This window comes from Nitrospira sp. ND1, from assembly GCF_900170025.1.
Taxonomy (GTDB): Bacteria; Nitrospirota; Nitrospiria; order Nitrospirales; family Nitrospiraceae; genus Nitrospira_A.
The window spans coordinates 2,713,362-2,732,880 of record NZ_FWEX01000006.1 but is presented as its reverse complement, the minus strand read 5'-3'; the positions used below and the strand labels follow the sequence as shown (position 1 = coordinate 2,732,880).

Sequence of the window (19,519 nt, the reverse complement as noted above, 5' to 3'; positions counted from 1 at the left end):
CTCAACGAGCCGGGATCAGTTCATCCCTTTGCCGCCGCCAACTGCAACTCACCCTCTTCGGCCGCGTCCAGTTCTAGCGCCGGCTGATGTCGGGCCGCGATCAGCGAGTAAAACACCGGCACGACGAACAGCGTGAAGAGTGTTCCGACCGTCATCCCCGTGACCAACACCATGCCGATGCTGTTGCGGGCCGCGGCGCCGGGTCCCGAAACGAGCACCAGCGGGAGGTGCCCGAAGACCGTGGCGGCCGAGGTCATCAGGACCGGGCGCAATCGCGTCAGGGATGCTTCGCGCAGGGCGGCCGTCTTCGACAGCCCTCGTTCCTGCAGAGTATTCGCGAACTCCACGATCAAAATGCCGTTCTTCGCAATCAGCCCCACCAGTGTAATCAACCCGACCTGCGAATAGATGTTGATCGTCGTCAGGTCGAGGAAACTGAACACCAGCGCGCCTGAGATCGCCAGCGGCACGGAGCCCAGCAGGACGATCAGCGGGTCCCGAAAACTTTTGAACTGAGCCGCGAGCACGAGGTAAATCAGCACCACCGCAAAGCCCAGTGTCACCGTCAAGGCCGAACCTTCGTGGCGGATCTGGCGCGATTCTCCCGCAAAATCGAGCGCCACCCGTGGACCGACGGCCGAGGCCGCCGCAGTTTCCAGAACACGCAGCCCTTCCTCCTTCGTCACCCCGGGCTTCACCCCGCCGAAGATCCGCACCGCATTACGTTGTTGGAAACGGTTCAGCGTCCGCGGCGCAGTACTCGTCTCAATATGCGTAAACGTCGAGACCGGCACCAGCTGGCCGCTTGGTGTCTTGATCTTGAGATCGAGCAGCGGGTCCAACGTCGCGCGATCCTTGTCGCCGATTTGAGGAATGACCTTGTAACTGCGGTCGTAAAAATTGAACCGATTCACATAGGCCCCGCCGAGCAGCGTCCCCAGTTCCTGACCGACCCCGGCCAGATCGAAGCCCAGGTCGGCGAGTCGCTCGCGATCGAGCACGACCCGCGCTTCAGGCAAATCAATCTTCAGGTCGGTGTCGACATACAGGAACTTGCCGCTCTGCCAACCGGCACCCAGGACCGCGGCGGTCATTTCCAACAGCTGCTCGGCAGGCACTTCACTCGCCAGGAGCAGTTCCACATCATATTGCCCGGGCGTCGGCAATGGCGGATCAAGGCGCGGGAACACCCGCAGACCGGGGATCTGCGACACGGCTCCGAAGACTTCGCCGTACATCAACTCGGTCGAGCGCGTCCGTTCCCGCCAGTCCTTGGCCACCAGGCCGCCGAAGCCGCCCCACGACGAGGTCAACGACCACATGAAGCGGGCTTCCGGAAACGCCCGGATCGCTTCGACCACTTTCAGCGAGTCACTGTTGGTGGCGGCGACCGTCGAGTCCGGCGAGGCCTCCAAAAAAAGACTGATATGACTTTGATCCTCCACAGGCGCCAATTCCTGCCGTGAAAAGAGATACAGCGGAACGGCCGCCACCATGATCAGCAGCGATGCCGCAACGATCGCCCAGCGCATCTCCAACGCACCGTCGAGCAACCGCCCGTAGAACGCCCGGGTCACATCGAACCCGCGATTGACCAGACGGGTCAACTTGCCCTCCTTCCCCTCCGGGTGGACAAACCGCGAGCTCATGACCGGCGAGAGCGTGATCGCCACGACGCCGGACAGCACGACTGCGGCGGCCAGGGTGATGGCAAACTCCAGAAACAGCGAGCCGGTCAGACCTCCCTGAAAACCGATCGGAGCATAAACTGCGGCCAGGGTAATGGTCATGGCGATGATGGGCCCGACCAATTCGCGCGAGCCGATCAACGCCGCTTGAATCCGCGACTTTCCTTCGCGCACATGCCGTTCGACGTTCTCCACGACAACGATCGCATCGTCCACCACCAATCCCACCGACAACACGATCGCCAGAATCGTCAACAGATTCAGGCTGAAGCCAAACGCATACATGAAGATGGCGGCCCCGATCAGCGACACCGGCATGGCGACCAGCGGGACCAGTGCGGTCCTGATCGATCCCATGAACAGGAAAACCACCGTGGCCACGATCAGAATCGTTTCGCCCAGCGTCTTGGTAATCTCCGTCAAGGCGCTTTCCATGAACATGGTGCCGTCCCAGACCAACTGCATGTCGATATCTTTCGGCAGGGTCGGCCGGATACGATCCATTTCTTCCCGCAACCGGTGTGCCACTTCAATCTCGTTGGAGCCGACCAGCGGCCAGACCCCGAGGTACACCCCCTCCAGGCGGTTGTACTTCGCCACCATCTCCGCTTCTTCAGCGCCGTTTTCCACTCGCGCCACATCCCGGAGCCGCACGATGGCGCCGCCACGGTCCGCCACGATGAGTTCCTGAAACTCGTTCACGGAACGCAGGTCCGTATTGGCGAGCAGATTGACCTGCACAAGGTTGCCCTTGGTCCGGCCGACGGCGGCCAGGTAATTGTTGCGCCGCAACGCGGCCTGCACATCGCCGGGAGAGAGGTTGTAGGCCGCGAGACGATCGGGATCGATCCACACGCGCATGGCGATCTGCCGTCCACCTTCAATGGTGACCCGCTGCACCCCGGTCAAGGTGGCCAGTTGCGGCTGCAGGGTTCGCAACAGCCAATCCGTCAGCGCCGGCACGGTCCGCTCCGGAGACGTGAAACTGAGATAAAACGACGCATAGGGGCGGTCGGCACGCTGCACTTCCACCGCCGGAGGTTCCGCCTCAGCCGGCAGCTCCGACCGGACCTGTTGCAACCGCGCCGTCACTTCAGCGAGTGCCGCCGTGCTGTTGTGGTTCAGCTTCAAATGCACCGTCACGGTGCTGACGCCGGCGCGACTCGTGGATTCGAGATAATCCACCCCGCTGATCGCCGACACGACTCGCTCGATCGGCGTGGTGAGGAATCCCCGCACCGTCTCTGCCGCGGCTCCATAATAGACCGTCGTGATGATGATCGAGGAGCTCTCGATCTTCGGATACTGTTGCACCGGCAGCGTCGTCAGCGCCCGCCAGCCCACGAGGACGATCACGAGGTTCACGACCACGGCCAGCACGGGGTGCTTGATGAAGATGTCGGTAAATGAACGCATGGGCCTGCTCCCCTGACTTACTGTTGGCTGAGAAGGTGTTCCGGTTCCGGTGTACGCGCCGGCTCGCCGGCGGCGACGACGAGCACGCCGTCACGCAACTTGAACGCCCCAGACGCGGCCACCCGCTCGCCGGCGTTCAGACCGCTATAGATGACGATGTCGTCACCGAGCATCGTCCCGCTTTCGACCTGGCGCACATGCGCACGCTGTTTATTCTCGCGGTCCGGCTCGATGACAAATACCTGATCGCCACCCGGACCCTTTTTCAACGCATTCACCGGAACCGCCACAGCCTTGCGCGCCAATCCCACCGGCACCCTGATCCGCACGGCCGCTCCGGGAGCCGGCATGTTGGCGGAATGCTCGACCCTGGCACGTACCATGGTGTTGCGCGTGGCGGGGTCGATGCGGGCATCGATCGCCACAATCCTGGCGGCCACCGGGGAGGAGTCACCGGTGAAGACCTCGACGGTCGCCCCTTGCCGCAATCCGAGCGCGACGTGCTGCGGAACCGCAAAGTCCACATGGACCGCCTCATCGATGCCCTGCAACGTCGTCAGTTGCGTGCCTTCGTTGAGATATTGCCCGGGATGCACATCGGCCAATCCCGCACGGGCGCGGAACGGGGCACGGATCGTCTTGCGGGCGATCAAGGCCTTCGTGCGCGCCATCTGGGCATGCGCGACATCGAGGTCTGCGCGGGCCCGATCGACTTCCTCCTGAGCCGCGGCTTGGTCTTGGGTCAACGCCCGCCGACGATCCAGCACGGTCTTCGCCAGAACCGCCTGGGCCTGTTGGGCCCGCAAGTCCGCTTCTTCCACCGACACATCGAGCGCCACGAGCACGGCCCCGGCCTCGACCGTCTGGCCGGGCACAAACTTGACCTGGCTGACGGTGCCGGCCAGTTCGTTTCGCAGCGTGATCGAGCGCAACGCCAGCACGGTGCCGATAGAAGTGGCCGTCTGATGATGCTCGACATCCCTGGCGACAGAGACCGACACCGATTCCATCGGTTCGGGCTGGTTCGCCGAGGCCGCCGCATTCGCTTGGATGCTGCCGTACTTCCACGCAGCCAGGCCCACACCGGCCGCCGCCACGGTCAGGAGCAGCAACGAAGACCCGATCCAACTTCGACGATTCATGACAGTTGCCCTCCCGGCAGGTTGCAGATGGACATGAGACTCTCCCGTTCCATCACAAGAATTTGTTCCTCTGCAAATAGCAACGACTGTTCCTGTCTCGCCATCGGACGCATTCCAATCTAAGTGCGCATTCGAATGGGGAAAATATTCTCCCGTCCGCCCGTGCTTCGTTCATGGCTGAGGTGGATGACGAAGTCCGCCTGCCTGCCATTCGGCATCTGCCGAAATAACGGCAGCGTCCAACCGACTCACAAACTTGCAGACTGAGGGGTCGTCTGATGTCAGCGTACCTGCTCCGATTCACTCTCAGCCCTCGTGCGGAACGCCTCGATAGGCAGAATGTTGTATCGACGCCGTAGCTCCTCAACCTGTTCACCCATCACCGGCCAATAGTCCCAGCCATGGTTGAGATCCACATTCATCGCCGCGCCGCGACGCATGGCGATCAAGGCCCTCTCCGGATCGAAGAACCCGGTTCTGGCCGCAGTAATCGGCGTCATACGGATACCGACGTGAAACTGGAGCAACACAAAAAACACGAAGAGGAACGGATCACGCCGTTGAAAGCCTGCACTGAAGCAGGCCACTTGAACTTCCTCCTCGGGCGCCGTGCCGTAGCCGGACAAGATGTGGGCACAATCGTGAAACAGAATGGATTCGGGCGCGCCCCCTTTCTCTCCCGGGAACGCGAAGCCGTTCTTCCGGCAATATTCCCAGTAACTCCTCCCCAACGACCCGGCCGGATACTGCTCCAAGGCCTGGTAACGAGCTGCGACGGTCGCATCTTCATACTTGCCGATCATGCCGGCAGCGAATTTTGCGAGCCCCCGCAGTCCTTCCTGCTTCCAAATCTCGGCCACCTTTTCCCTGAGCCAGAAGCGCCGGGCTAGGTCGAGACGCAAATGAAACAACTCTCGCTTGACGACATGACGAAGATTCGTGACCTCGGGCGCCGTGACCTGGAGGGCCGCAGCAAATCGTTCGACCAGTTCGGCCTCCCGAGGACTGACCTCACGATCGATCAGCGACATCACGACCAGCCCGTTGACCAACTGACGTCTGATTTGCGGATCGGGAAGCGCCGCGGCCAACTCTTCCGGAGTAATCGGTTCCAGTTCTTCCGTCTGATGATGCGTGCCGAACACCCGCTGGACCGCTTCCATCACCTGCCGTTCGGAATCGTCGAGCGTGCCGTCGGCCAGGGCCACGGTTTTCATCGCGCGCAGTCCCCAATAGGCCTGTTCCGGGGTCGGTATTTTCAATTCCATCTTCACCTCCCTGAACCTGTTGTCAGCCTGTCATTCCACCGGTCAGGCTGCAACAGTCTGGCGTTCAAGAGCCCTCTCCGTAACTGCGTTCTGAGTCACAGTTGCCCGCCAGGCCTCGATGCCACCGGCCAGCGGCCACACGCGAGTGAACCCCTTCTTCTGTAAAAGGAGCGCACCTTGAGCGCTGGCCACATCCGCCGGACACCCGCAGTAGACGACCACGTCGCGATGGCGCGGGAATTCCTGATAACGCCGGGCCAATTCATCCAACGACATCAGCACCGCCGTGGGAATGCCCGGTTCCGCCTCCGCCCTCGCGCGCGGTCGGACATCGATCAGCACCGGCGGTTCAGCCGCCGTCAGCTTCTCCGCGAGCTCTGCCACCGTCATGCGCGGCACCAGGCGAAGCTGCCGGTGCCGATGCCAGGCTTTAAGGGATACGAAGCCGGCCAGCAGAAACACCATTGTGAGCAGCAAGGCAGGCATCACCTGCTCCGAATAGGCGAAGGCCTGCTCGATCTGACCGCTGAACGCATAGCCAAACTCCAATCCAGATCCCGCCCATAACAACGCACCAAGGGTGTCATAGAGCAGGAACAGGGGCACACTCAGCCCGACGATGCCGGCGAGCGGAGGGGCGATCGTACTCAACCCGGGAATGAATTTCGCCACGATCAACGACTTCGGTCCGTGACGCAGAAAAAAGTCCTCCGTGCGCCGGACGCAGGCATCCGGTTCCAACGCGATCCGGCAGAGCAGACTGAGGACGGGACGTCCGCGCCATTGTCCCGCCAGATACCAGATCGCGTCCGCCATCAGCGTGGCGAGGATCGCCGCGCCGAGCGCACTGCTCCAGGCCAGATGGCCGGTGCCGACCAACACCCCTCCCGCCACCAGGAGCGGCAGCGCCGGGAAGGGCAGTCCGACTTGCTCGGCAAACACAACGGCGAACAAGACGAGTGCTCCGTGCTGAGCCAACATGTTCGTTAAGGATTCCATCACGTCACCCCAATCTCCCTCTCTCGACAACCGTGCTTCTCGTTATGACCATACCCGCGGCTTACCTCCAGACCGGCAAGGCAGCAAGCCGCCTGGTTTGGACCCGGGGAACAACGGCATGGCGAATTGGATAGGGCCGAGCCGTCCCATCCCGCGAGAGGAGATGAAGTTCCTCAATGAGGTTGCCGCAAGCGGCGCAAGTCCAAGCGGTGATTGCCAGTGATCCACTGTCGTCGACCACGGTGCGAACCGGTCCCGCGACTCGATCGGCCTGTCCGTGGCGGCAGTTCGCCCGACTCGACGTTGCAGCAGTAGCCATGGAGACGAACCGTCGGTTCTTTATGGATGACATGGGACGCTCCTCTCATCGCATTGAAATGAAGACTGCGGTCATGCTCGGATATCAGTCGGAGAAAGCATGGACCGTTCCAGCGATGTGGAACTCGTGACTTGCAGAGAGACTGCTTGCAGGACGGGGAGTTACGCAGTGAGGAGCGACGGTGTCGAAGACAATGAGAATGCGGTGCCGAAGGAGTGACTGCCGAGATGTCGGCAGCTGTCGAAAGATCGGCGCTACCGTGGGCGCGTGATACCGAGCTTCTGCATTTTGGACTGGAGGGTGGTTCGCTTCATCCCCAAGCGGGCCGCAGCCCCGGCGTCGCCGCCGATGACCCAGTTCGTCTCTCTCAGCGCCTTGAGAATGTGCTCGCGCTCGGCGTCCTCCAGCGTCGTGGCTGATCCGTTCCCCACCGGGGCAGCGCGTTTCAGTTCAGCGGTGGAGACGAACAGCTCCGAGCCGGAGGACAGGATCACCGCCCGTTCGATGTAATTTTCCAGCTCCCGCACATTGCCGGGCCAGGAATAGGCCTGGAGCGCTTTCATGGCCTCAGCCGGAACGGTTTCGATCCGCCGCTTCATGCGTGCGGCGAACTTCTGGACGAAATGGCGAACCAGCAAGGGCACATCCTCCGCCCGTTCGCGCAACGGCGGCACGGTCATCGGGAACACTTTCAGCCGATAGTAGAGATCGCTGCGAAACTTCTGCTCCTCCACCATCTGGCCAAGATCCCGATTCGTCGCGGCGATCACCCGGACGTTGACACGAATGGTTCTGGTGCTGCCCAACCGCTCGAACTCCTGCTCCTGCAACACCCGCAGCAACTTGACCTGGAGTTCCAACGGTATCTCCCCCACTTCATCCAGGAAAATGGTCCCGCCGTCGGCCAACTCGAACCGCCCGATCTTCGTCGCGATGGCCCCGGTAAAGGCTCCCTTTTCGTGCCCGAACAGCTCGCTCTCCAGCAGCCCGGTAGGAATCGCGGCACAATTGAGTTTCACGAAGGTCCGTTCCCTTCGATCGCTGAGATTGTGCAAGGCCCTCGCGATCAACTCCTTCCCGCTGCCCGTTTCACCGAGTATCAGCACGGTGGAATCGGTGGTCGCGACGGTCTGAACCTGTTTGAGCACCTGCTTCAGGGCGCGACTGTCCCCGACGATCTCCTCGAAGTTGTACGCCGTCTGAATTTCTTCCTCGAGATAGACCTTTTCTTTGGCGAGCTTATCCTTGAGCGCGGCAATCTCCCGGAACGCGAGCGCGTTCTCCACCGCAATCGCAACTTGCTGCGCGACTTGGGCCAGGAGCTGCACGTCCTCCTGGCTGAAGCCTCCCTCACCGCGCCGACAGACGTTCAAGGCTCCGAGGGTGCGATTGTGCGACAGGAGCGGTAAGGAGCAGAACGACTTGGCGCCAAAGTCCAGGAGCTCCTGTGCGATGGGTGAAGACTCTGCCATCTCCCTGAGCTCGTCTTCACCGAACACGGCCGCCTGGCCGGTCGTGATCGCCTGGCACGAGGGAGAGCGTGGGCTCTCTTCGATCCGTCCTTCTTCGATGAAGCTTTCGTTTCGGTCGAAATCCAGAACGTGGATGCGCCATTGCCCTGTCTCGTCATTGCAGAGGAGCAGGCTGGAACCATCGTGTTGAATCACCCGACGCAGACAGGCGCTGACCGCTGGAAACAGTTGATCCAGGTCCAGGTGAGAGACCACCGCATTATTGACCTCGAGCAACAGGCGCTGGCGATCGCGTTCCCGCGTCAACTGCCCCTGATAAGTCAAGGCCGTCTCGCCGTTGAGCGCATTGTCCAGGGCCACCGCCACCTGCTTGGCCACCTGCTGCATGAGGGCGATCTCACGTTTCTCATAGACCCGCGGCTGGAGACTGCCGAACCCCATGGCGCCCAACCGGCGATGCGCCGTCGTGAGCGGCACGACACAAAACGCCCGTACCCCGTTCTCGCGAAACAGCGTCATCAATCCGGGAAAGCGATCTTCCTGCGCAACGTCATGAACCGTCAGCGGTTGCTGGGTTTTCCACACCAAGCCGCCGGGCGATTCCTCGATGGGAGTCTCGAGCCCGGGGCGAAGGGTCGAGGGCTCCGAGGTCACCAGCAGCCACAAGCGCATCTTGTCTGTCGCGGGATCATGGAGCACCGCGTTGATGAAATCGAACGGCACGAGTTGGGGCAATCGTCCGGCCAAGTCCTCAAGCAGTCGGGTGAGGTCACGATGGGAGGCGATCGATTCTGTCACGTCCAGCAGCAGTTGCAGCCGATCGCGCTCGTCGCTCAAGGCCTGGTGATGCAGCACATTGTCCACGGCGACGGCGACCAGTTTGGCGACCTGGTTGAGAAACTCCACATCGGCGTCACCGAACGCGGAGGTTCTCAGACTGCCGAATCCGATCGCGCCGAGACGCCGCATCGCCGTGGTGAGGGGGCAGAAACAGAGCGATTGCACGCCGATGCTCCGGAGCGCGCCGAGCCCGGGCTTGTACCGCGTTTCATCGGCCAGCGACGGGATCATCAACGGCTGCTGATGCGACCAGACCCAGCCGCTGGCGGACTCCTCCATCGGGATTTCCATGCCGTCCAGCCGGTTCGTTACCCCCCGCGCCTCAACCGTTTCAAGCACATGCACCTTCATGACCTGCTTCGCCGGATCGTGCAGCACCAGGCCGATGAAATCGAACGGGGCGACAGCGGGCAGCCGTTGTGCGAGATCTCGAAACAGGGCCGGGAGATCCCTGTGCAGAGAAATCGCCTCGGCAACCTGCAGGAGGGCCTTGCGCGGATCGCCGGCACTCGTTTCGAGTTCGGTCGGAAGGGTGTCTCGCATGGGGAATAGTATGGAGAGTCTGGATGTCCGGACGCAACTGGAGAATGGAGGCCTCACCTGGTGAAGCCCGATTCCCCGGCTGTCGGAAAACCGGAAGCAGGTAGCAGGGCGCTATTTCGACCGGGTCTTCACGACCACAGCGGCCACTTGGTCGAGCCGCAGAGTGGCATCGAAGAATTCCATTCCGCCCAGCTCACTGAGCACCACCGCCTGCGTTCCAACCCTGGCCACCTTCCCATCGAGATCCTGCCCGGAGAGCAGCTTGATCTTCACCCGTTTGCCCCTCTGCTGTTCGAGAACCTGCCGTAGGACCTCCGGACTATTGAGTTCCACTGCCGTCTCCTCAGCCAACACGGCAGGGAGCGTGCCGAAAGACCCGCCCAGTAAACAGAGGAGCAGCACAATCCTACCCGGCCCGACTCGTTCCCCACGACGCAGCATACATACCTCCTTGAATCGCCCACATCCCGGCTAATGGATCGAAGACCATTGCCCCGAAGCAGTTCATGCCGCGGGGAGGATACCCGGGGTTCTGGAGAAAGTCACGCGCGGCCGACCGAGCCCGCAGACCTACCTATAGCGCAGGAACCCCGGGCGCCTCGGTCTGTGGCTAGGCAAGGAACCCGCGTCGGCTTTACAGATTTCGAGGGGCAGGCTATCATCGACCAAGCTTCATACGTACCTTCACCCAAATCCGCAAGGAGACACCGATGGGCTGGATCGTCGTCGTCGCGCTGGTGCTGCTCGTGATGATCGTCATCGGCATGTATAACTCGCTCGTCCGTCTCCGTGCCGCTTGCGACAGCGCCTGGGCCGATATCGACGTGCAGCTCAAGCGCCGGTACGATCTGATCCCCAACCTCGTGGAGACCGTCAAGGCCTATGCCGCTCACGAAAAGGGAGCGCTGGAAGCTGTGATCAACGCCCGGGCGAAAGCCATGTCGGCTCAGGGGCCGGAGGCGAAAGGCACCGCAGAAACTCAACTCACTCAATCCCTGAAATCGCTGTTCGCGCTTGCCGAAGCCTACCCGCAATTGCGGGCGGTGGAGGCCTTCAATCAACTCCAGGGCAGCCTCAATCAGATCGAAGACGCCGTGCAGAACGCCAGGCGCTACTACAACGCCGTGGTCCGCGACTACAATGCGAAGACCCAGGAGATCCCCACCAACCTCATTGCCGGCTGGTTCAATTTCGTCGGCCGCCAGTTCTTCGAACTCACGGACACCACCCAGCGCGAGCCACCCAAGGTGCAGTTTTAACGTGGGCCGACCCGCCGGTCCACATGTGAGCGCCGGGCGAAGTCCAAGGCTTGCGCCGCGCCTGCTCATCGTCCCCCTGCTCTGCTTCCTCACCTTCAGCCAACTCCTCCCTGCGGCAGCCCGTTCGTTCGTGCTCAGCCGGTTCGACGTTGAGCTTCAAGTCCTGTCCGGCGGCGACCTGCTGGTCACCGAGACCGTCAGCCCCCGCTTCGAAGGGGCATGGAACGGAATCGAGCGGCTGATTCCCGTCGAATATCGAACCCCGCAAGGCTTCAATTACAGCCTCCTGCTGGATCGAGTCACCGTCACGGACGAACAGGGCACTCCCCTCACATTCGAAAGCAGCCGGGAGCGGCACTACCGGAATTTGAAGATCTGGATTCCCGGCGCGACCGATGCGACCCGCACGTTCGTCTTGAAGTATCGCGTGAGAAACGGGCTGAAATTTTTCGAGGATCACGACGAACTCTATTGGAACGTCACCGGCGACGAATGGGATGTGCCCATCGAGCAGGCTTCCGTGCGGATCATTCTCCCGCCGCATACCACAGGCATCCGTGCCCAAGCCTTCACGGGAGCCTATGGCGCGCGCGAGGCCGCGGCGACGGTTGAGATCGTCGGAGCCGGCGTGGAGATGACCATGACACGCGCCCTCGGTATTCGCGAGGGCCTCACCGCCGTCGTCGGCTGGGACAAGGGCATCGTCGCCGCTCCGACCGCGTTGGATCAGACACACACGTTCCTCGTGAGCAACTGGGCATTGGGGATTCCCCTACTCGTCTTCATCGTGATGTATCGGCTGTGGGCCACGCGAGGCAGAGACCCGCGACTCCGGCCCATCACAGTACTCTACGAACCACCGGATCGACTGACCCCGGCCGAAGCCGGCACGCTCGTGGACGATAGTCCCGATACTCGCGATCTCACCGCCACCGTGGTCGATCTCGCCGTGCGAGGATACCTTCGAATTGCCGAACAGAAGGCCGAGCACTTGTTCGGCCTCTGGTCGAGTACCGACTATCGATTTCATCGCACCAAGCCCTCCCAGGAGTGGACGACCCTACCAATCTACGAGCGGCTCCTGCTGGAAGCCCTGTTCAAAGACAGCACCACCGATGACGTCTCGCTGAGCTCGCTCGAAAATCGCTTCTACAGATCCCTCCCCCCCATTCAGGACGCGATCTTTGAGTCGCTCCAAAAGCGGAAGTACTATACGCAGCGGCCCGATCGGGTGAAGCAGGGGTATCTGATCGGCGGGATCGTGTTGGGGATGCTCTTGACCTTCGCCCTCTCCGCACTCGCCGACCGATGGGGCATGGCGCCGCTGACATTCCTCGGGGCCGGCGCTCTGTCTGGCCTGATTGTGGTCGGGTTCGGACGCATCATGCCGGCCCGCACCCTGCAAGGCAGCAGGGCCCTTGAGGGCGTCTTGGGATTCGAAGAATTTCTGACCCGCGTGGAAGTCGACCGTTTCGATCGAGTCATCAAGACTCCGGAACTGTTCGAGAAATTTCTCCCCTACGCGATGGCGCTCGGGGTGGAGAAAAATTGGGCAGGGGCCTTCGAGTCGATCGTGATGACCCCGCCGGCCTGGTACCAGGGAACCGAGATGGCGCAGTTCAACACCCGCGGCTTCACCAGCCGCATGGGCGATATGGCCACGCGCACCGGTACCACCATGACATCGGCCCCACGTAGTTCCGGCGGGTCTGGGTTCGGAGGGGGCGGATCGTCAGGCGGCGGATTCGGCGGCGGTGGTGGACGGGGATTCTGAACGCAGAAGACTCAAGTGAATGGCCGATGGCCGACAGCCGACTCAAGGGCGCAGCGGCTTCTGCACGACGGCGAGCTCGGTGCCGGGCGGAAACGCCGAACCCAACTGAATTTTTCGCACAGGCCCGCGTAGCGTCACCCGCATCTTCTGCCCGTCCCATTGCCACGTAATGGAGCCGCCGGGAAGGGCGAGGTTGGACACCGCCATCGGTTGTGGAAGCCAAGCCTGGGTAATACCGGCGCCCAGCACCACCGTGGGCTCCGCCGCCGCCTCATCGAGATAGGCCAGCATGTCCTGTTGCAATAAAAGCAGCAACGCCGCCGTTTCATAGTCCGGCGAGACGGCGGTTTCATTGTGCCAGCCCCGCGCATATTGCCAGCCATCCGCCACTTCATCCTGCGTCGGCCGCAGCGCGTCCCAGGTATACAGGCCCGGCGAGGCCTGGTGACTCCAGAGCTGATGAAGCGTCGCCCAGACTGCTTCCGGTCGGCCAAGCCGCAATGCCCGATGTGCCTGAGTCAGTTGGGTTGCCGCCGTCGGGGACACCGCAGGGGGACGATACGTCGTCATCGGTTGTCCCAACTGGGTGCGGCGGGTGGCAGACCCGGCCAATGCACGCAAACTGACGGGGTACGTGACGCTGTCCGGCGACCCGGTGGGAAACTGGCGCTGCCAACTCGCCTCCAACCCGCGGGCATGCTGTCGCCAACGAGCCGCCTGTTGACGTTTCCCCAGTCGTTCGGCGAAGTCAGCGGCAGCGAGCAACCCGCGATAACTGACGGCATTCACATAGAGCAACGGCCAGTCCTCTCCGACGCGGCCGACGATCAGGCCGTCACGCGCCGGTTGGGCCAACAGCGCCGTCCTGGTCTGCCGACTGTGATTGAAGTCGTGGGGCGAGGGAATCCAATAGGGTTCCACAAGCGGCGCCCGGGCCGTCAACATGCCTTCGATCCGTTGGGCTTTCCGGAGGATATGCGGCCAGAGCCACTGATCGTGGACTGGATCGGCGATATACGCAGCCGACTCGACCAACGCCCAGATGGCCAGCCCGGGGGCATCGGCTTCGGGGCCGGAGCCACCGGCAAAATCATGCGAGGCCAGAAATTGTGAAAGGACCCGGCTGACATGAGGATCGCCGGCCCGCGCCAGCGCCGCCGTAATGTATGAACCCTGTCGATGCCAGGCACGGTAGTAAAACGTGGGATCGCCGGGGCGGGTTTCATCGTCGACGAGACTCATCATGAGATGCGTGATTTGCGCATCCATGGAGGCCTGCAGACGTGGCTCGGGTAGCGCGAGACGAGCCCGCTTCGAGGGATGTGTGTAGTGCGTCTGGATTTCGACGGGCGGCTGCAAATCGGCAAGCACCACACGAACTTCATCGTCCTTCCTCGTTGAGGCCGACGCAAACTTCATGCGCGCGTACCCCCAGCCGGACGCGCCGCTCCAGGACTTGACCGATGACTGCGCGGTCATCCAATCGGGCGTATTCTCATCCCCCAAGGTAATCGCGCCGGGAGCAGGCGTCGCCTTCACCGCCCAACGATGGTTGATCCCGATCTCCTCCCCGTCCCAGTCCAACGCGGTCACGGGCCCGCCGGCCGGGCCCACGCTGCGAATGAGAATCGCGGGAGCATGGTTCGTGTAATTTTTGAACCGCAGTTCCCAATGCGTGGCATCCAGACGCGACCAGGTCGCCTGATAGTAGGGTGTCTTCGTGACAATGGCCGGAATGTTCGGATGCGTAGAGGGTGCGAACCGCTGCTGGATATCGCTGAGCGGTACCGTCTGGCTGGTGACGACCGGAAGCCCGTTGGCATCGCAGAGCCAGATTGAGACGCCGAAGCTCGGAACATGCGGACTGAAATCCCCGCCCGGCTCGTGATAGGCCGTGCCGCCCTCGGGAGTTCCAGGCAGCGCCAGCGGCACATGCCCCACCGAGCGGGGCCAGGGTCGATCCGGATCCTGCTGCATCATCGTCGTCATGAGCTCACGCTGCGGCGTGAACTGCGTCGCCGAACGCGTGGCCTCCTGAAACTGATGCCAGTTGTTCAGCCCGGCACAGAGCGCGAGCAACGCGGCCAGGGACACGACGACCCGACGGCCGGGACTGATGGCCCCCAAGGCGGCAACGGCGAGGAGAAGCGGAAGAAAATTCAGACTGTAGACGAAGGTTTCTTCTCCATAGAGGAGGTGCAGCAGAGTCTCAAACCCCAGCAGGCTGGCCAGGACGAGGCGGAACCGAAGATGGTGATCGAGGGTGACCAGCCGCCACAATCCATTCAACAGCAACGCCGACCAGAGTCCGACGGCCAGTAGCCCCAGCGGACCGGCCGATCCCGGGCGGGAAAATTGAAACGACAGACGTTCGGACAGGCGAAACGAATCGGACTTGGCCTGGGTGTACGCATCGTCTTTCATGAACCGGACATCCGGGGCAACCACCGTGTGGAAGACCAGGGACGACAGGACGTTGGCGGCACCCCCGGATTGGGGATGATTGATGAACTCCGCCTCTTCGCGATGGCCGATAAAAAATTCGGCCGTGGGAAAGATGAGCTTCTGCACGCCCCAGAGCAAAACCACCACACACAACGCATTGACGGAGAGTTGCACCGCCTGCTTCCAGGGCCATCGAACCAGCGTTACCAGCAGACCCGCCATCCAGTTCGTCACGGTAAAGCTGAGCGTCAGTGCACTCGCGATCACATAGGCCGTAGCTCCGAACGTCCGTTGCTCGGCGAACAACAGCAGCACGAGGGCCAGCATGATCGAGAGCGATCCCCAGGAATAGGAGTTGGGCACCGGAAGCCAGAACAGGGCCGAGGCGCTACACAGGCCGAGCAGCGTGAAGACCGAGGCATCCAGTCTGCGACAACCAAGCAAGCGGAACAGCAGGTACAACGTCCCGGCCCACAAGCCGCCCACCACGCCGGTGATGAGCAACACCGCTCGAAGCGGGCTGGTGGTCAACGCATGCTTCGCAATATAGACAGGGATGAAGGTGATCAACGAAAACAACGGATGCACGGACGTCCGATAGTGGTCGTCGTGCACCCGGCTCATGTTCGAGATTTCGCGCAGCGTGTCGGCCTCGAACCAGAAATCCATCGACTGGAACAGGAACGAGGGCATGGATCGCGCGATCAGCAGGCACAGGATCGCCACGGACAGTGCGAGCAACCCGGCAAAGACCCAGTCGACCCGGTCTATGGAGACCGGGTGAGGGGGCGGCTTGAAGGACAACCTGGGGAACTCAAGGCAATCCGCCTGTGCCTCAGCTTCACGCCGTGGCAGCAGCTGAAGGGAATGACCGGTTCTGACAAGGCCCATAGTGGTTTCAACGTCCCGCAAAAAATAGTCCGCCACGCGTCTCACACAGCCGCGCGGGGAACGGTCGATTGTAATGGAACGACTCGAACCCGCTGATGGGCTCGACGTGAGGAAAGGACGCTCAGTTGGGGAAAAACGATGAGCTTCCTGCCAGATGCCGCACTCTAGTATTCGTAGCAGACCGACCCGGCCAGATCAACCTCGGCCGGCGAAGAGTTGCTCGCATGGTGGGATTTTCATGATCTTGCGCACGAAACTGTCGCGCCGCTGCGACAATGCTTCACTTTGGAACAGGCCGATTTGCGATCGTTCCGAGAATGAGAGGCATGAATTGTCCCTCGCGTCACCCGACTCGCCAGGCATTCTGCAGGATGAGCAGGGCCAGGCAGAACAGCAAGACCGCCAGTGCACCGAGAACCGACACCGCAATAGAAAACGCCCCGTAGTGCCTGAACCGCTCACGGCGCATGTGGGGAAATCGCATCAGGCAATACGTCGTCACAGCCGCTCCCAGCCCGACGATCGCGATCAAGACCTGCGCCACGTCCATTGTTTCCACTTAAGTAGAAGGCCAACGAAACCCTACTCGTGAATCGGAAATGCGTCAAGAAACGGAGGAAAAGTGTGCGGGACTGCGTTCCGGGCGGATGCGTATGATGCTGATCGAGAAGGGATCAGTGCCCTTCTTTGTCGACAATGTGAGTGGGAATACCGTCCAGACTCAGCTGATTCTTTTCTTCCCGGTACCGCCTCAACCCTTCGTCGCCTTTCTTCTCAGCCCAGGCGCTCAGCGACTCCCGGTCGCCGAGGTACGACAAATAGGGCACTGCCATGCCGCAGGACGTTTGCACGAGGTCGAGAGTCACGTCGAAAATCTGACGGGCACCGGGCAACGGCGGGAACAGACCAAAAAACTCCTGCCATTCGGAGTCGCCCCTGTGCACCACCTTCGCCCTGCCATAGAGGCGCAGGACCAGCGGCTGGCCCTCGAAGGCGCAGAACATGATCGTCATACGCGGGTCATGCTGCACATGGGCCGAGGATTCGTTACCGCTCCCGGTGACGTTGAGCCATGCCACGCGAGCGGGGCCGAGCACCCGAAACGAGTCCATGCCTTTCGGCGACACATTTACCCGGCTCTCCGCCGTGGCCGTTCCGACAAAGAACAACTTCTGTGTGGTGATGAATTCGATATGAGTCTTTGAAAGTTCCTTGTATCGTTGAGCCACCGCAATTTCCCCTCTCATCTGTTCGGGACCGAAATCATCGCCCAGAGGGGCGTACCACTCAGGCGCTTCTTTCCTCAACATCTGCAGAGCCACCCCGTGCGGGGACAGCAAGCCGGCCTTCATTCATATCGATGAGATCGAGCAGGCTCACGAGGGCACAATCGATTTGGGCGGCCAGTTCAGGCACGGTCGATTGCAGGTAAAGAAGGACACGGCCAGTCGGCCGATAGCCCTCAACCTCGGCGGCCCACCGCTGTTTCTCGTCGGCGGAATGTCGTGTCGCATGTTGGGCAACCCATTGCGCCACCGGCTCATCCGTCTCGCAGGAGAGAATGACCGCCCGCAAGGCCTCCCCTTCCAGCCCGGTAAAAGCAAGGAAGCGCCCGTCAAGCGTGCCCCCGCGATGCAGCAGATTCCTCTGGTACGCTGCCGGAAGCTCGCCTCGTGCCTGTGCGCGCACCTTGTCGATTAAGCGCGGGAGGATGATGTACCCATCCAACGTCTCCCGCGGAGAGCGTAGCGCAGTGAGTGGATTAAACGCCGCCATGATCATCTGCCCCTCTCCGTTGCGACCTGTCGATATTCCGGAAGCAAGATCAAAGCACTTCTCTGTCCTGTTTCGACGAGCGGGATTCTGGCGGGATGAAGAAACACTGTCAATGGACAGGCTCCGATGACGTGCATCAAGGTCGATGCCGGACGCGGCAGTTGTTTTAGGCGGAATACTATGTTGTGATCACCGTGATGGATGCCTGTCCGACACTCCATACTGAACGGCTGATTCTCCGGCAATTCCAGCCCTCCGATGCCGATACCGTGCAGCGCCTGGCAGGGGCAAAAGAAGTCGCCGCAGGCACGTTGCTCCCTCACCCCTTTGAGGTCGAAGCCGCCGCACAATTGATCGCTCAACAACAGGAGCAGTTCGCCGCAGGCACCGCCATCACGATTGCCATTGTCCTCGCTGAAGAGGAACAACTCATCGGTTCGATCGGGATGGACATCGCCAGCGAGCACCAGCTTGCACGCCTGAGTTACTGGCTCGGCACCGACTACTGGAACCGGGGCTACTGCACCGAAGCGGTTCGTGCCGTGATCGACTATGGCTTCACACGCCTGTCGCTCCACCGCATCTATGCCCCGCACTTTCACAACAACCCGGCCTCTGGGCGTGTCTTACGAAAAATCGGGATGACCTACGAAGGCCGCATGCGCGAGCATTACATCCGCTTCGGCCGATTTGTGGATGTGGAGATTTATGGAATATTAAGGGAGGAGTTTCTGAATGACAGCGCACACTCACGGGAAGCAGTCGTACGTAATGACGAATGACTTCCCGCACTGCTTGAACAGACGCTCTGCCGACCGGGCATCGATCCTCGTCCTATTCTGTGTCATAACCACGATGTTCAGCACGCTGTCCCCTGTCGCAGAAGCCGCGCCTCCTGAGTTGCCCTTCTCCCTGGAGTTCGAAACCGGGGCGGTCTGGCAGTCGCGTAATCAGATTCAGATTCCCGACAGCAGCGCAGGGACGAGGTTCGCGCTGACCGATATCCAAGGCCATGGTCCGGAAGCCCAGCGCCGCGTCGAGTTGACCTGGAACATGACGCATCGGCATTCACTCCGCTTCGTGTACGCCCCGCTCGGATTTTCCGGGACCGGAGCGTTTGGACAGCCGGTTCGCTTCGCAGGCAGCACCTTTACCCCCGGTAGCCCGATAGACTCCGAGTACAAGTTCGACTCCTACCGCCTCACCTATCGATACCTGGTCCACGAAACGGAACGCTGGCGTTGGCGTATCGGTGCCACCGCCTTTATTCGCGATGCGCGGGTGGAACTCCGCCAGCAGGGCGTGCTGGCCTCAGACAGCAATGTGGGATTCGTGCCCCTGCTCAGCAGCAGCCTGGAATTCGACATCGCCCCGCGCTGGACGGCGCTCCTGGACTTCGACGGTCTCGTCAGCACGCAGGGTCGCGCCATCGACGCGGCAGTGAAGGTCCGGTACGATCTCACCGACCACTGGTTCATGTCCGCAGGGTACCGTGTGTTCGAAGGCGGAGTGGATAACGACTTGTATGCCTTCGGTTGGTACAACTTCGCCCTAGTCTCACTAGGCGTTCGATTCTAAGCGGTGCGGAAGCCTCAGCCTCCGCCGCAGCTCTCACATCGCTTTCACCAGTATTCCTGCGACAGCCTTCACCGGAGCGAAGAGCGGAGCACCGAGACTTTGGTTCAAC

Annotated in this window: 15 protein-coding genes; 5 read left to right on the top strand and 10 right to left on the bottom strand. The window is 61.5% G+C overall.

Annotation, left to right across the window (positions count from 1 at the left end):
- Positions 1 to 20: 20 nt before the first annotated feature.
- The 4 genes from NSND_RS17730 to NSND_RS17715 form a co-directional block, all read right to left on the bottom strand.
- Positions 21 to 3,104, bottom strand: coding sequence for an efflux RND transporter permease subunit (locus NSND_RS17730; RefSeq protein ID WP_080880251.1), 3,084 nt, complete (start codon positions 3,102 to 3,104; stop codon positions 21 to 23).
- Positions 3,105 to 3,121: 17 nt separating this feature from the next.
- A complete protein-coding gene (locus NSND_RS17725; protein ID WP_080880250.1) occupies positions 3,122 to 4,246 on the bottom strand; it encodes an efflux RND transporter periplasmic adaptor subunit in 1,125 nt (374 codons plus the stop codon).
- 281 nt (positions 4,247 to 4,527) lie between these two features.
- Positions 4,528 to 5,514 carry a TerB family tellurite resistance protein gene (locus NSND_RS17720; protein WP_080880249.1) on the bottom strand — a complete coding sequence of 329 codons (987 nt, stop codon included), beginning with the start codon at positions 5,512 to 5,514 and terminating at the stop codon, positions 4,528 to 4,530.
- A 42-nt stretch (positions 5,515 to 5,556) separates the two neighbouring features.
- On the bottom strand, positions 5,557 to 6,513 hold the full coding sequence (locus tag NSND_RS17715) for a DedA family protein/thiosulfate sulfurtransferase GlpE (RefSeq protein WP_080880248.1): 957 nt from the start codon (positions 6,511 to 6,513) through the stop codon (positions 5,557 to 5,559).
- Positions 6,514 to 6,689: 176 nt separating this feature from the next.
- Here NSND_RS17715 and NSND_RS17710 point away from each other — a divergent pair, with 176 nt between their 5' ends.
- The gene (locus NSND_RS17710) at positions 6,690 to 6,962 is read left to right on the top strand and encodes a hypothetical protein (RefSeq protein WP_080880247.1); all 273 of its coding nucleotides are present in this window, start codon (positions 6,690 to 6,692) and stop codon (positions 6,960 to 6,962) included.
- Positions 6,963 to 7,086: 124 nt separating this feature from the next.
- On the opposite strand, the gene NSND_RS17705 is transcribed toward NSND_RS17710, so the two are convergent.
- Entirely contained in the window at positions 7,087 to 9,687 is a 2,601-nt protein-coding gene (locus NSND_RS17705) for a sigma 54-interacting transcriptional regulator (protein WP_080880246.1), read from the bottom strand.
- Between the two features lie 111 nt (positions 9,688 to 9,798).
- Positions 9,799 to 10,128, bottom strand: coding sequence for a hypothetical protein (locus tag NSND_RS17700; RefSeq protein ID WP_080880245.1), 330 nt, complete (start codon positions 10,126 to 10,128; stop codon positions 9,799 to 9,801).
- Between the two features lie 269 nt (positions 10,129 to 10,397).
- Between NSND_RS17700 and NSND_RS17695 the strand changes: the two genes are divergently transcribed.
- Together NSND_RS17695 and NSND_RS17690 are read left to right on the top strand one after the other, a co-directional pair.
- Positions 10,398 to 10,946: a LemA family protein gene (locus tag NSND_RS17695; RefSeq protein ID WP_080880244.1), complete on the top strand. Its 549-nt coding sequence runs from the start codon at positions 10,398 to 10,400 to the stop codon at positions 10,944 to 10,946.
- Between the two features lies 1 nt (position 10,947).
- Entirely contained in the window at positions 10,948 to 12,720 is a 1,773-nt protein-coding gene (locus NSND_RS17690) for a DUF2207 domain-containing protein (RefSeq protein WP_159450861.1), read from the top strand.
- A 42-nt stretch (positions 12,721 to 12,762) separates the two neighbouring features.
- Here NSND_RS17690 and NSND_RS17685 read toward each other — a convergent pair whose 3' ends face one another.
- The 4 genes from NSND_RS17685 to NSND_RS17670 form a co-directional block, all read right to left on the bottom strand.
- Entirely contained in the window at positions 12,763 to 16,056 is a 3,294-nt protein-coding gene (locus NSND_RS17685) for a hypothetical protein (RefSeq protein WP_235000300.1), read from the bottom strand.
- 343 nt (positions 16,057 to 16,399) lie between these two features.
- Positions 16,400 to 16,600, bottom strand: a complete 201-nt coding sequence (locus NSND_RS17680; RefSeq protein ID WP_143833611.1) for a hypothetical protein — start codon at positions 16,598 to 16,600, stop codon at positions 16,400 to 16,402.
- A 130-nt stretch (positions 16,601 to 16,730) separates the two neighbouring features.
- Positions 16,731 to 17,285: a pyridoxamine 5'-phosphate oxidase family protein gene (locus NSND_RS17675; protein WP_080880926.1), complete on the bottom strand. Its 555-nt coding sequence runs from the start codon at positions 17,283 to 17,285 to the stop codon at positions 16,731 to 16,733.
- A gap of 58 nt (positions 17,286 to 17,343) precedes the next feature.
- Entirely contained in the window at positions 17,344 to 17,838 is a 495-nt protein-coding gene (locus tag NSND_RS17670) for a DUF5069 domain-containing protein (RefSeq protein WP_080880241.1), read from the bottom strand.
- A gap of 179 nt (positions 17,839 to 18,017) precedes the next feature.
- Here NSND_RS17670 and NSND_RS17665 point away from each other — a divergent pair, with 179 nt between their 5' ends.
- Positions 18,018 to 18,614, top strand: coding sequence for a GNAT family N-acetyltransferase (locus NSND_RS17665; protein WP_200810555.1), 597 nt, complete (start codon positions 18,018 to 18,020; stop codon positions 18,612 to 18,614).
- Positions 18,615 to 18,687: 73 nt separating this feature from the next.
- Positions 18,688 to 19,410: a hypothetical protein gene (locus tag NSND_RS17660; RefSeq protein WP_080880240.1), complete on the top strand. Its 723-nt coding sequence runs from the start codon at positions 18,688 to 18,690 to the stop codon at positions 19,408 to 19,410.
- Positions 19,411 to 19,519 lie beyond the last annotated feature (109 nt).